The following is a 14,239-nucleotide window of genomic DNA, read 5'->3' on the forward strand; positions in this document are numbered from 1 at the left end:
ATACCTGAACCTGCCATATCTATTGTAACTGTCGCGGTTCCATCATCACTGGTTCCGCTATCGTCATCACACGTTACCGGTGTCGAGCCTACTGAAATTCTCAATGGATCTGCTGGCGCTACTGTTACTGGTAAAGTCGCTGTACATCCATTAGTATCTGTAACCAATACATTGTAATCACCCGCCGCCAAATCTGTCGCGGTTGCAGTAGTTTGAGCTAATGGATCATCCCACAAGATGCTCGCTATACCTGAACCTGCCATATCTATTGTAACTGTCGCGGTTCCATCATCACTGGTTCCGCTATCGTCATCACACGTTACCGGTGTCGAGCCTACTGAAATTCTCAATGGATCTGCTGGCGCTACTGTTATCATTTCATCAACATAACAGCCTCCAGTTAATTGTGCTCTAACTGTATAATCACCTGAAGTTAAATTATTATATGTATAAGTACCATTACCATTATCGGTATAAGCAACGGCTCCACCATTTAATAATAAAGTTACAGTAGCGCTACTAGGAGTAACTGTTACGGTAATTGTACCGTCGTCGCTAGTTCCATTATCATCATCACACATCACTGGTGTTGAATCAAGATCAATTTCTAGAGGTGTTGAATTTCCAAATTGGAATGGTCCAACTAAATCTTTTAACTCTGAAACAAAAGAGGTAGAAGAACGTGTTTTTACCATCACACTGGACAAAATTGGCTCACATGGCTCATCCTCTCCATTAATGTCTAAACTTAAAAAAGAACCATCTACTGCAAATTCAGCAAATTGCAACGTAGCGTAATCTCCGGTAAGACCTCCTCCTGGGGTAATAGTTCCCCAATTTGGACCATCTACTGGGTTTACTTCATTAACTTGAGCAAAAATTTCTGTGTCCAATTGTATTTGAGCATACCCATAGATAGTAGTACCTTCTCCACCATCCCAACGAGGGAAACCTCCCATACCATCACCAAAGTCAAAAGGTCTAGAAGTTAGAGTATTAAATTGAGCAAACCAGGCATCGTCTTTACCAGATAGATCCATCCAAATAAATACACGCACATCGGCTGCACCACCACCATTTTCATAGTTCATGGAAAAACTAACATCACCATTATCTATAATTGCTCCTGCATCTATTTCACCAGCAGGCACAAACGTATATGCGGTTCTACCATCTTGCATACCACCTGCAGTCCAAGTTTCTGATGTGTAGTCATAATCTATACCTTTTCTATAAAACTCAACATCCAGATAACTAGTACCGTTGGTAGCTCGAGTAGAAACACCAAAATAAGCCCATAACTTTTGATCTCCAGCAATTTCTTGTCTTACATGGAGATAAGTGTCTATAATATCATTTTTTTGCGGTCCACCAGATCCTTCTCCAACGGTCCATGTGGTAGGATTATCTGCATTGGAGTCTGATCCGGAAGTAAACCAAGATGCATCTGTTAAATTACCATCTTGATGTTGATCTCTATTATAAACAGCATCGATCCATACATATGGTGCTTGAGGATTGTTTTCACCGCCAACTTGCCTTAAAGTAAAATTGGCATTAGAGTCTCCATATGCTGGAGCACCAGTAATATCGATAACTCCATTCCCACCATTAGTTCCAACAAACCAATCGTCACTAACAACCAGAGGCATGGGATTTTGTTGGATTGGTCCTAGTTCATTGGACCTGACATCAGCATCAACACCAAACCCACCACGAACACTGGAAGTTAATGTTACTTGTGCCTGTAAATTGCTCGCAGACAATAAAAAAAGCATCACAACGGCCAAGCCGCCTATACTTTTAAATAATTTCTTAAGATTCAACCAACAACACATTTGGTCATTGATTTGTTGTTGTTTGGTAATTTTGTACATTAACATAACATTTAAGATTAATTAATAAACATGTTAACATAACAAGGTATGAGAAAGTCGTAGAATGAGGGGTTTACGAATCTTATCTAAAAGATAAAACACATAACATGGTAATACAAGTTATCTGGTAGTAAAGGGCATTTAATAGTGCTATTAATCAAATGCATTTTTTCAATAGGAGAAAATCTCGCAATTACTGCAAGACAAGTAAATTTAACTATTTAATTTTAATCTTTAGCATAAAAGTGAGAAAATTAGTTAAGTCGTAATTATCATCGATAAACTACAAAATTTCTCTTTTTATAGACTAAAAGTCCCTTTTTAAAGCAAGGAAAAAAGGAGACGATTTTATTACATAAATTTGAATATCAATTAGTTATGTGTTTTAGATAAACTTAGCAGTCATGGTGTTAAGGAAGTTGTTTCTAGTTTTCCAATTTCAGATTTTATATTCTAAGTTTGAGGTTGGAGGTATTAAGTTTTAAAATTCCAAATTTTTGATTTTATGTTTTAGGTTTCTTGACACTTTTCTGGCTCTTAGTTTTTATACCTATTCTAAAATTCAATTTTCTAAAACTTTGATGGATAGGCAATTTCTGTTTTGCCTGTTATATAAATAAGCAATCTAAGTTGGCAGTATTACTTAACCAAAATAAGTTAATAACAAAAAAAACGCAACCTTTTACTCCTCCCTGCATCTATTGAATAGCTTAATCAATCCGAATTGTGAAAACCATACTTATCATCAGCTTGCTAATCCTTGTTAACTTTATCCTTTTAGTGTTTAGCGTTAATAAACGAACTGAGCCTTGAATATAATGATACAAACGTCACTGCGAGCGAGCGCAGTGAGCGAAGCAGTCTTCTGTTGGGCGTACCGAACTAACTATAAGGAGATCACTTCGTTACTACGTGCCTCGTGATGACGTCACTGCGAGGAGCCCAAAGCTATTTGGGCGACGTGGCAGTCTGTTTGTCTGGAGTTCCTATTCATGGGATGGCTTCGCTGCACTTCGACAAGCTCAGTATGACAGTCGCCATGACGTTTTGTACCATGAGATTGCCACGACATTGACTGCCCCAATGTCTCGCAATGACCGTTCTATTCGTCACTGCGAGAAGCCCAAAGCTATTTGGGCGACGTAGCAGTCTGTTTGTTTGGAGTTCCTATTAATGGGATGGCTTCGCTGCACTTCGACAAGCTCAGTGTGACACTCGCCATGACGTTTTGTACCATGAGATTGCCACGACATTGACTGCCCCAATGTCTCGCAATGACCGTTCTATTCGTCACTGCGAGCGAGCGCAGTGAGCGTGGCAGTCTTCTGTTGGGCGTACCGAACTAACTATAAGGAGATCACTTCGTTACTACGTACCTCGTGATGACGTCACTGCGAGGAGCCCAAAGCTATTTGGGCGACGTGGCAGTCTGTTTGTCTGGAGTTCCTATTCATGGGATGGCTTCGCTGCACTTCGACAAGCTCAGTGTGACACTCGCCATGACGTTTTGTACCATGAGATTGCCACGACATTGACTGCCCCAATGTCTCGCAATGACACCAGATGGATATTGCTTCTTCGCCTATGGGCGAATTGCAATGACGAAAAATAAATATGCCCTTACCTAATTCACTTCGGGTAAAAAATTATAGTTTTTACTATAGTCCAGCATTTGGTTCATAAAACTTTCGGGTTGTAAGATCTTAATGGCCGTAATTTCACCTGCCTCATTGGTTTCGGGAACCAAAATAGGGTTTACAAAGCCACTATATGGTGCCGACTTAAATTGCTTATTACGTTCCAATACCTCAGCATGGATAGCTTGATCTACCTTTACGCCATAGCCTTCTACCAAAGCTTCGGCTGCGGCATAATCGCCTTCAGATTTAATGCGCTGGGTTTCCCTTAGCAGTTCGCCAAAAAGCATACGTAATTTATCATAATCGGTAATATTCAAATAGGTTTTTCCATCACGAACCACCTTTTCTATAACATTATCCTTTTGGCCTTTTTCATAAACCCAAGCCGATACCCATTGCCTGTTACGCATGTGGGCTTCTTCAACATCATCTCCTAAATTCAATCGTATAAGCTGTGTTATTAAACCATTTCTAATATATCCATCGTAAGTAGCTTTACCCACCGCCTTCCAATCTTCAACCAAACCAAGCTCCTGTAATTTAGCATCGTAGAGATAATACAACCCCACCAAATCGGCACGTCCTTCTTCCATAGTAGAGGCATAATTTTTTAGGGTTTCCTTGGTCTCGCCAACACCAGGGTTTAACTGGCCCGAAGCATGCCCAATAACCTCATGTAAAGCGGTATGCAGCTTATCGGCTAATTTTCCGTATTTCTCTTCCAACTCAATTTCTTCGGCATCGTGGGCAAATTCCTTTAAACGCCCACCGCCATCGGCATTATTATGGGCATTTACAATATTACCTAGGGACACCGATTTACTACCGACTTCCTTACGTATCCAGTTGGCATTGGGTAAGTTAACCCCAATAGCACAACTGGGGTGCGCATCTCCTGCCATACCTGCTACATTAACCACCTTATAGGTAACCCCAACCACATTTTTCTTTTTATGTGCATCCATTAAGGGTGAATTGTCTTCAAACCATTGTGCGTTTTCTGAAAGCACGGCCATTTTTTCGGACATGTCAAAATCCTTGATCTGTACATAGGTTTCATAAGAACCCCTATAACCTACTGGGTCGTTATACACTTCAATAAAACTGTTGATGTAATCTATGTTGCCTTCCGTGGCTTTTGTCCATGCCACGTTATAATCGTCCCAAATTTGTAAATCGCCTGTTTTATAATATTGAATCAACAGGTCTATGGCTTCGCCTTGGGCTTGGTTTTCGGCTACACCCTTTGCCAGTTCCAACCATTTTATAATTTCATCGATAGCCTCGCCGTACAGTCCTCCCGATTTATACATCCGTTCCTTTAACTCGCCATTTTCCTTTATCAATTGCGAGTTCAATCCAAACGATAAAGGCCTTTGTGGATCGGGCGATTGTTTGGCCGCATAGAAATGCTCCACATCGGCATTGGTAACCCCTGGGCCATAAAAATTAACCGCCGACAGAGCTACATTATCAATATCTTTAGCCTGGTTAACCTTTTTAGTATCAAAATCGTTAAAAATCACATTTAAAATTTCATCTTCTAAAACGGTATTTGTTTCAGCTAATAACTGCTTTAAATACGCTAAAGAAAAGTTGGGTTTCAGCTTGTCGTTCGAATAATGGTGATGTATACCATTACTAAACCAAACTCGTTTTAAGTAGGTTTCGAAAGCCTTCCAGTCTTGCGATGTTTTGTTGCCCTTATAATTCACATAAACATGTTCCAAAGCCTTTCTAATGGCTAGGTTATGTCTGTAATTCTGATCCCATATTATATCCCTACCAGACAACCCTGCTTGGGTGAGATAATAAACCAGTTTTTGTTCCTTTAAACTAAGTTGTTCCCAGCCAGGGATATCATAACGTAAAATTTTAATGTCGGCAAATTGGTCTACATTGTGACTCAACGATTGAGACACTTGAGATTCTGACTCCGTTTTGTTTTCAGTTTTTTCTTTTCCGCAGGACATAGAAAGTAAGGCTGCTAAAGACAGGATTAGGATCGGTTTCAACTTCATTTTTATCATTTTTTGTTTTGGTGAAATGAATGATTATTATTCAATAATTCTTTAAATTGAACTATCATAATTACATAATAACTTAAAATACACCATTTAAACTATTAATACTTTAATTTTGAGACAGCTAATGTAATAATTTCTTAACAAAAATATAGAAATGATTATCTTTGATTTTGACTAAAATTTAAAGGACAGAAAAAATCTAAATCGAAAACCTTTCCTGCCCTGAAATTGAATTTTAAAAATAAATGAAGCACCTCTTATTGGTTTTTTTGGGCGGTGGTTTTGGTAGCGTGTTGCGATACCTTATAGGTAAACAATTAAACAGCACCACAACTAGTATACCCTACGGTACTTTTGTAGCAAATATTTTAGGGAGTTTATTGATTGGTATTATTTTAGGCTTGGCCGCTAAAAACAATACCCTATCACAAAGCCAAACACTGTTTTTGGCTACAGGGTTTTGTGGAGGCTTTACCACCTTTTCTGCCTTTGCCTATGAAAACCATGTATTTTTAAAAGCTGGCGATTTTACAAGCTTTGCCATTTACACAGTGGGTAGCTTTATCGTTGGGTTTCTTGCCGTGTTTTTGGGAATCTTTTTGGTCAAATGATTTCGAGATGGAAGATGGTTAATGAATCACTAAACAACCAAACATTAACCAATAACAAACATTAATGCTTTTTAAACGCTTTAACTCCAGCTTCTATACGTATTCTTAAGTAATTATGGCGAGGCACAATGGGACAGGAATATGTATCGTTATAAGCACAATAAGGATTATACGCCTGATTAAAATCGATTACCATAGTATCATCTTTGGGGATTCTGGCATCGATGTAACGACCGCCACCATAACTTTCCAAGCCGTTGGTCTCATCCAAAAAAGGTAAAAACAAGTAATCTTCATAGCCTTCTTGTTCAATCAATCCCTGATTTTGATAAATATTCAATTTAAAATCTTCACCTTTCAAACTAAATAGCAATTCCCCATACTTCACATAAACAGGTAACCTGTCGGTAGTGGTTTTCATTTTAAAGGGATTTTCATTTGGTGTGCGTATGAATTGTGCTGTAACCACATAAATTGAATCAAACTTAAAGAAGTCCAACCCCGTAAAGCTTTTTCTATCCTCTTCTTTTAGGGGAGACGTTGATGCATCTTTATATTGAGCATTTAACTCTCTCTGAAACTCTGTTTCCCCTTGTATGGGGCGTTTTTTTTGAGCGCATCCTACCAAAAAGACAGCACACAGTATTAGTGTTATGGTATGCTTCATTTTAAAAAAATTTCATTTCAAAAGTACAACTTAAGAATATTTTATATAGTTTTGGGTTGTTAAAAAAGAAAATATGCGTTGTAGCGTCACAATTTACAAAAAGCAATGGACCTCATTAAAGGATGTGGGTTGGGCTAGTATATTGTGGTGATATGAACTTAAGATATTACAATATGTAAAAGTCCGACGTCAGCGTCGGACTTTTTGTTTTTAATGAAATTGATAAATCAAATGAACCCCGAACTATCGCGTTGAGCACAGTCGAAACGTTATTTCGAGAACTCGAGAAATAGAAACCAACACTAATGAAACGAACATTAACAAATTTTATAAATTTCTTCATAAAGGGGAATGTTTAAAATTTTTAATGTGAGAGCGTAGCGGTTGCACGCGTTCTCAATTTTATAATTAACACATTATCAAATAATTACTAAAATTTAAACGTGTGAAAACACTAATTAAAAATTACTTAAACACCTTTTCTGGATTATCTCGGGAAGTATGGTGGTTAGCGCTTATTACACTAATTAATAGAGCGGGTACTATGGTCATTCCGTTTTTATCACTTTATTTAACCCAAAGCCTAAACTTTAGCCATAGTAACGTAGCCTGGATTATGAGTGCTTTTGGATTGGGTTCGGTTACGGGATCGTGGTTAGGGGGCAAACTAACCGATCGGGTTGGTTATTACAAAGTCATGGCATATAGTTTATTGGGCACAGGGCTTTTATTTATTGCGTTACAGTTTGCAAACACCTTTGTACTTTTTTGCATTGGTATTTTTTTGGTCATGCTGGTTGCCGATATGTTTCGCCCAGCCATATTTGTTGCCCTAAGCGCCTATAGTAAAGCAGAAAACAAAACACGTTCGGTCACTTTAATACGCCTTGCCATAAACTTAGGGTTTTCGGCAGGACCTGCTATTGGCGGTATTATTATAACAACATTAAGTTATGCCGGATTGTTTTGGGTAGATGGTATTACCTGTATTTTAGCTACTGTTGTTTTAATAATTGTACTCAACCCAAAGTCAACCACGGTTTTGGACGCAGTAAAAGTTGAACATCCAGAATCGGCTTATAAGGATAAGTCCTTCTTAATATTTTTGGGGGCCATGGTATTGTTTGGTGTTATATTCTTGCAATATTTTTCAACCATGCCCTTATACTATAAGGAAGCCCATCATTTAACCGAATTGGAGATTGGCATGCTTTTGGGACTAAATGGTTTCGTTATTTTTATTTTTGAAATGCCTCTAATAAAATGGCTGGAAAACACACAACATTCCAAAACAGGATTGATGCTCTTTGGAGCCATACTAACTGCATTAAGTTTTTTGGTACTCAATTTTACCTCGTGGGTTGGTGTTTTGGTAATAGGTATGTTGCTCATGACATTTGGAGAAATGATAGCCTTTCCTTTTTCCAATGCCTTTGCCATAGAACGGGCAAGAAAAGGAAATCAAGGGGAATATATGGCCTTATACTCGATTTCATTTTCCATAGCCCACATCTTTGGACATAATGCAGGGTTACAAATGGTGGATAAATTGGGGTTTAGCAATACTTGGCATATTATTACATTAATAGGTGGTGTTTGTGTATTTTTATTATTCATTTTAAAACGAAATCTTAAATTATCTAAGCTAAAACAGGAATGATAGATGTCATAATTATTGGTGGTGGTCCCATTGGGATAGCCTGTGCCTTGGAGTGCGAAAAAAGCAATTGGAATTATTTAATCATAGAGAAAGGAGCGTTAACCAACTCGTTGTTTAATTATCCCAAAAACATGACCTTTTTTTCAACTTCTGAAAAATTGGAAATCGATAATATTCCCTTTATAAGTAAAAACCCTAAACCCAACAGGGATGAGGCTTTGGAATATTACCGCCGTGTGGCCACTTCCAATACCATTAAAATCAATTTGTATGAAACAGTTAATCAGTTACAAAAAAACAATGACCATTTTACTGTAACCACTAACAAAAGTACCTACCAATGTAAGAAAGTGGTTTTGGCTACAGGGTTTTATGACATCCCCAATTTATTGAGTGTTTCAGGTGAAGATCTACCAAAGGTCACACACTATTACAAAGAAGCCCATCCGTACAGCATGCAAGATGTGGTTGTGGTTGGCGCGAGCAATTCGTCGGTAGATGCAGCTTTGGAGATATGGCGAAAAGGCGGAAAGGTTACCATGGTTGTAAGGGGTGAAACTATTGGAGATCGGGTAAAATATTGGGTACGCCCAGATATTATAAACCGAATAAAGGAAGGCAGTATAGATGCTTATTTTAATGCTGAAATCATTGAAATAAAACCCTTGGAGGTTATTATTAAAACGCCTGATGGTCTAAAACACCTGCCCAACGATTTTGTCGTCGCACTCACTGGCTACAAACCCAATTTCGACCTATTGGAACAGGTTGGGGTTTCGCTTTCCAACGATGGTATAAAACGCCCTGTATATAATAAAGATACTATGGAAAGTAATGTTAATGGTTTGTATCTAGCGGGAGTGATTTGCGGTGGCATGGAAACCCATAAATGGTTTATAGAGAATAGCAGAATTCATGCTAAATTAATAGCAAACCATTTAAAACAAGTTTTTAGCAATAAATAAAAATTGCAACTAAATATATCCGTTCAAGTTATTAAATAGGTTTAATTTCCTTTTGTTTTACAACTCGGGATAACACTATTTGGGTTTTGCTTTCACCGTAGGTAATCAACTGGTCAATAAAGTTTTCTAAATGTTTTTGATTTTTTAAAACCACCTCCATAACAATGTTTTCATCACCTGTAATACGATAACAGTTTATCACCTCATCATATGTTTTTACCTTCTCCAAAAAAGGTTTTAATTTTCCCATAAAGGCGCGTAAAGTAATTATTGCCTTTAGTTGATACCCTAACTCAAATGGAGAAACAAGAGCTTTATAATCTTCTATAATGCCCAAATCTTCCATTTTTTTAATGCGCTCAGAAACTGCTGGAGAACTTATACCCACTTGCCTCCCAATTTCGGCATTCGAGAGCCTTGCGTTTTTTTGTAAACACCTTAAAATCTTCGTGTTAAGATCATCTAACGCCATTTAAAAGAATTTTAACTTGAAAAAAGTAAATATTAAAGCAAATATACAATTTTACTTTAACATTTAAAGTTGATTGTAAATTCTTGTCACTAATTTTGGGTAATTGCTTATAGAAAAAAGAATGATGTTAGCTAATACCCCATCAAACCTATCGGATTTACCGATTTACAAAAAAGCCTTAGAGATTTTTGCGCTTTCGCAGAATATTTCGGGCTATTTAAATCATGATTTATCAGCCCTAAAGGAAGATGGTTCTGAAGACGACAATATCTACTTTTCAGGAGACATTGTCCAACAGTCTGTATCCTTGGCACCAGAAATCATTAATGCTGAAATGCAACGTCATTCAGAACGGAAATATAAGCACATTGCTTCCCTTAAACGCCTTACCAATTTGCTCTATAAAAACTCTTACCGTTTGGAGAGGTCGAATAGTAACGGTAAAGATTTTCTACCCATTCTAAGACGTGAACTGAAGAAATTTAAAAAGCTTCAACGTAGTTGGATGCTAACTTTATAGTATTTTTAGTTTTATATAATTTTCTGTTGAAATTGTAATTCTAAAAAATCCTTGGACTACCTGCTTCGGCATAGCTCAGCTGAAAAATTTGGAGATCTACCTACATGTTTCTACGATACTGCCCCCCTACCTCAAATAAAGCATTGGTAATTTGACCTAAAGAACACACTTTACAAACTTCCATTAAGGCCCCGAAAATATTTTCGTTATTTATAGCTTTTCGCTGCAAGTCCTTTAATAAAGCTTCAGTATTATTAAATTTATGAAGCTGTTTTAAAGTTGTTATTTGTATTTGTTTTTCTTCTTCAGTTGCCCTAATAACTTGTGCAGGTAATATAGTTGGAGACCCTTTACTACTTAAAAAGGTATTGACCCCAATAATGGGATACGTACCATTGTGCTTCAAGGTCTCATAATACAAGCTTTCCTCCTGTATCTTACTACGTTGGTACATGGTTTCCATGGCACCCAAAACACCTCCCCGCTCATTGATTCTATCGAATTCCATAAGAACCGCTTCTTCAACCAAATCGGTCAATTCTTCAATAATAAAAGCCCCTTGAATTGGGTTTTCGTTTTTAGCCAAACCTAATTCTTTATTAATAATCAATTGAATGGCCATAGCACGACGCACCGATTCCTCGGTTGGTGTAGTAATCGCTTCGTCATAAGCATTGGTATGTAAGGAATTACAATTATCGTATATCGCATATAATGCCTGCAAGGTAGTTCTAATATCATTAAAGTCAATCTCCTGTGCGTGCAAACTACGTCCAGAGGTTTGAATATGATACTTTAACATTTGTGTCCTAGGATTAGCACCATATCTGTACTTCATTGCCTTAGCCCAAATTTTTCGGGCCACACGACCTATAACAGCATATTCTGGATCGATACCATTTGAAAAGAAAAAAGATAGGTTTGGCCCAAATTCATTAATATCCATACCCCTACTTAAATAATATTCTACATAGGTAAATCCATTGGCCAGGGTTAATGCCAATTGGGTAACAGGATTGGCTCCGGCTTCGGCTATATGATAACCGGAAATAGAAACTGAATAAAAGTTTTTAATGTTATTTTCAATAAAATACTCCTGTACATCGCCCATTAAGCGCAAAGCAAATTCTGTTGAAAAAATACAGGTATTTTGGGCTTGGTCTTCCTTTAAAATATCGGCTTGGACTGTACCCCTTATTTGGGCTAAAGTCCCTGATTTTATTTTTTGATACACCTCTATTGGCAATACCTGATCTCCTGTAACACCTAACAACATCAATCCTAAACCGTCATTGCCTTGTGGTAAAGCACCATAATACCTAGGGCGCTCTTTACCTCTGTACAATGCAGCTATTTTAGATTCAACGTCTTGCTCCAGTCCGTGTTCTTTAATATAAATTTCACATTGCTGGTCTATGGCAGCATTCATAAAAAAGCCTAGAAGCATAGGTGCCGGACCATTAATAGTCATACTCACCGAGGTCATTTCGTGGGCCAGGTTAAAACCAGAATACAATTTTTTAGCATCATCCAAACAGCAAATAGAGACACCAGCATTGCCAATCTTTCCATAAATATCCGGGCGGCTATCTGGATCGTTACCATAAAGAGTTACACTGTCGAAAGCTGTTGATAAACGCTTGGCAGGCATATCCATGCTTACATAATGAAACCGCTTATTAGTACGTTCTGGACCACCTTCTCCAGCAAACATTCGTGCCGGATCTTCATTGGTTCTTTTAAACGGATAAATACCCGAAGCAAAGGGGAATTCCCCTGGAACATTTTCCTGTAATACCCAGCACAAAATATCTCCCCAGGCCTGATATTTAGGCATAGCAACCTTAGGTATTTGTAGGTGCGACAACGATTTAATATGTGTTTCTACTTTTATGGTTTTATGTCGAACTTTAAAGCTATAAATGGGAGCTGTGTATCTATTTACCTTACTTTTCCATCCTAAAATTGTTTCCCAATGGCGAGGATCAAGATTGAGCTTAACACGATCGAACTCTTTAAAGAGAAGCTTTAAAAACCGTATTCGGGAATCCTCTTCTGGATGCTTACCATCCTGAACCTTTTTCAAAATCTCTTCTACATTCAAACCCGATTTGCCTATAAAAGACATTTCGAAAACACTTTTACTATGTTCTGTGATCCCGTCAGATGTAATATTAGCTACAGAGCAAATGGTTTTATATATACCATAAAGCTTTTGAGCGACTTCAGCTTGTTCTCTCAATTTTTGTTTATAAGTCCTGTTATGCTCTGCAATTTCCGACAGATAACGTGTTCTCTTTGGTGGAATAACAAATACCTTTTCGCTCATCCCCTCTGAAACCTCAAATGTAGAGCTTAGGTCGGTTTTGGTTTTTTTTACCAATATATCCATAACCGCTTTATAAAGCCTGTTCATTCCAGGATCATTAAACTGTGATGCCATAGTACCAAAAACAGGCAACCCACTTAGCGAAGCATCCCATAACCCATGGTTACGCATATACTGTTTTTTTACATCCCGTAAAGCATCCTCTGCGCCTCTTTTATCAAATTTATTAATAGCAACCAGATCTGCAAAATCCAGCATGTCTATCTTTTCCAACTGTGTAGCGGCCCCAAACTCTGGGGTCATTACATAAAGCGATACGTTACAATGCTCAACAATTTCGGTATCGGATTGTCCAATACCCGAAGTTTCCAGTATAATTAAATCGTACTCTGCAGCTTTTAATACGGCAATGGCTTCATTTACATGCTTGGACAGCGCTAAATTTGACTGGCGCGTCGCCAGACTTCGCATATAAACGCGGGGATTATTAATAGCATTCATACGAATTCTATCACCTAACAAGGCGCCTCCTGTTTTACGCTTTGAAGGATCTACCGAAATAATACCAACTGTTTTTTCGGGAAAATCCAATAAAAAGCGACGTACCAACTCATCCACCAAACTCGATTTACCAGCACCTCCTGTCCCTGTAATTCCCAAAACAGGTGCCTCATTTTGTTTTTTATAAAAATGAAGTGTGCTATTTACAAAAGCTTCATGATTATTTTCTGCAAGGGAAATTAATCTCGCAATACTATTTATGTCTTTTACTTTAAGATTTTCTCTAATATCATTTTCTTTTGGTAATGGTTCCATTGGAAAATCTGATTGCTCTACCAAATCGTTTATCATACCTTGCAATCCCATTTCACGACCATCATCTGGTGAGTAAATACGTGAAATACCATACTCCATTAATTCCTTGATTTCTGAAGGCAAAATCACACCACCACCTCCACCAAAAATTTTAATATGTCCTGCTCCCTTTTCCTTTAAAAGATCGAACATATACTTAAAATACTCATTATGGCCTCCCTGATAAGAGGTTACACAAATCGCATTTACATCTTCCTGAATGGCCGTATTAACAACCTCTTCAACACTTCTATCATGCCCTAAATGAATGACCTCAACACCTGTGGCCTGAATAATTCTGCGCATAATATTAATGGAAGCATCATGGCCATCAAACAGCGAAGCTGCGGTTACCATTCGTATATTGTATTTTGGTTTATATGGAGCCTGTTGATTCATTCGTAAAGAATATTCATTTTTATTACTGCAATTTACGAAATATTCAAAAAAATTAACCATTTACATAAAATCACCTAATATAGTTTCAGAAAATATTCTTTAATGAATTAAAAAAGGTAGATCGTTTTTGTGATTTTTTTGTCATATGAAGAAAGGTTAAAACCAAGTATCCACACCTGAGAATACTCCATAAATTAAAATACATATATTTGTTAAA

General features: G+C 37.5%; 9 protein-coding genes. 4 read left to right on the forward strand and 5 right to left on the reverse strand.

Translation table 11 applies throughout. From position 1 onward, the window contains the following. Positions 1-1,877, reverse strand: a 1,877-nt coding sequence (locus tag MR053_RS12965; protein ID WP_242132842.1) for a carboxypeptidase-like regulatory domain-containing protein, incomplete at its 3' end; no start/stop codon positions are given. A 1,624-nt stretch (positions 1,878-3,501) separates the two neighbouring features. Beyond that, on the reverse strand, positions 3,502-5,538 hold the full coding sequence (locus tag MR053_RS12970) for a dipeptidyl peptidase 3 (RefSeq protein ID WP_242132843.1): 2,037 nt from the start codon (positions 5,536-5,538) through the stop codon (positions 3,502-3,504). A 251-nt stretch (positions 5,539-5,789) separates the two neighbouring features. Here MR053_RS12970 and crcB point away from each other — a divergent pair, with 251 nt between their 5' ends. Then, positions 5,790-6,155 carry a fluoride efflux transporter CrcB gene (gene crcB / locus MR053_RS12975; RefSeq protein WP_242132844.1) on the forward strand — a complete coding sequence of 122 codons (366 nt, stop codon included), beginning with the start codon at positions 5,790-5,792 and terminating at the stop codon, positions 6,153-6,155. A 61-nt stretch (positions 6,156-6,216) separates the two neighbouring features. Here the strand turns inward: crcB and MR053_RS12980 are convergent, their stop codons facing one another. Continuing rightward, a complete protein-coding gene (locus tag MR053_RS12980; protein ID WP_242132845.1) occupies positions 6,217-6,822 on the reverse strand; it encodes a DUF1684 domain-containing protein in 606 nt (201 codons plus the stop codon). A gap of 445 nt (positions 6,823-7,267) precedes the next feature. On the opposite strand from MR053_RS12980, the gene MR053_RS12985 reads away from it, so the two are divergent. Together MR053_RS12985 and MR053_RS12990 are read left to right on the forward strand one after the other, a co-directional pair. Continuing rightward, the gene (locus tag MR053_RS12985; RefSeq protein ID WP_242132846.1) at positions 7,268-8,482 is read left to right on the forward strand and encodes an MDR family MFS transporter; all 1,215 of its coding nucleotides are present in this window, start codon (positions 7,268-7,270) and stop codon (positions 8,480-8,482) included. After that, on the forward strand, positions 8,479-9,447 hold the full coding sequence (locus tag MR053_RS12990) for a YpdA family putative bacillithiol disulfide reductase (RefSeq protein ID WP_242132847.1): 969 nt from the start codon (positions 8,479-8,481) through the stop codon (positions 9,445-9,447). The genes MR053_RS12985 and MR053_RS12990 overlap by 4 nt, the downstream gene beginning before the upstream one ends. 31 nt (positions 9,448-9,478) lie before the next feature. Here the strand turns inward: MR053_RS12990 and MR053_RS12995 are convergent, their stop codons facing one another. Then, positions 9,479-9,919, reverse strand: a complete 441-nt coding sequence (locus MR053_RS12995; protein WP_223551528.1) for an Lrp/AsnC family transcriptional regulator — start codon at positions 9,917-9,919, stop codon at positions 9,479-9,481. 124 nt (positions 9,920-10,043) lie between these two features. Between MR053_RS12995 and MR053_RS13000 the strand changes: the two genes are divergently transcribed. Continuing rightward, positions 10,044-10,439: a hypothetical protein gene (locus MR053_RS13000; protein WP_242132922.1), complete on the forward strand. Its 396-nt coding sequence runs from the start codon at positions 10,044-10,046 to the stop codon at positions 10,437-10,439. A 100-nt stretch (positions 10,440-10,539) separates the two neighbouring features. Here the strand turns inward: MR053_RS13000 and MR053_RS13005 are convergent, their stop codons facing one another. After that, positions 10,540-14,022 carry a methylmalonyl-CoA mutase family protein gene (locus MR053_RS13005; RefSeq protein WP_242132848.1) on the reverse strand — a complete coding sequence of 1,161 codons (3,483 nt, stop codon included), beginning with the start codon at positions 14,020-14,022 and terminating at the stop codon, positions 10,540-10,542. Positions 14,023-14,239: the final 217 nt, after the last annotated feature.

The organism is Aestuariivivens marinum, from assembly GCF_022662175.1.
GTDB classification, from domain to species: Bacteria; Bacteroidota; Bacteroidia; order Flavobacteriales; family Flavobacteriaceae; genus Aestuariivivens; species Aestuariivivens marinum.

What these genes read in the sequence shown, in the direction of transcription:
- MR053_RS13005 (WP_242132848.1), bottom strand. Translation starts at nt 14,022, where the DNA reads ATGAATCAACAGGCTCCATATAAACCAAAATACAATATACGAATGGTA.
- MR053_RS12995 (WP_223551528.1), bottom strand. Translation starts at nt 9,919, where the DNA reads ATGGCGTTAGATGATCTTAACACGAAGATTTTAAGGTGTTTACAAAAA.
- MR053_RS13000 (WP_242132922.1), top strand. Translation starts at nt 10,044, where the DNA reads ATGTTAGCTAATACCCCATCAAACCTATCGGATTTACCGATTTACAAA.
- MR053_RS12990 (WP_242132847.1), top strand. Translation starts at nt 8,479, where the DNA reads ATGATAGATGTCATAATTATTGGTGGTGGTCCCATTGGGATAGCCTGT.
- crcB (WP_242132844.1), top strand. Translation starts at nt 5,790, where the DNA reads ATGAAGCACCTCTTATTGGTTTTTTTGGGCGGTGGTTTTGGTAGCGTG.
- MR053_RS12980 (WP_242132845.1), bottom strand. Translation starts at nt 6,822, where the DNA reads ATGAAGCATACCATAACACTAATACTGTGTGCTGTCTTTTTGGTAGGA.
- MR053_RS12970 (WP_242132843.1), bottom strand. Translation starts at nt 5,538, where the DNA reads ATGAAGTTGAAACCGATCCTAATCCTGTCTTTAGCAGCCTTACTTTCT.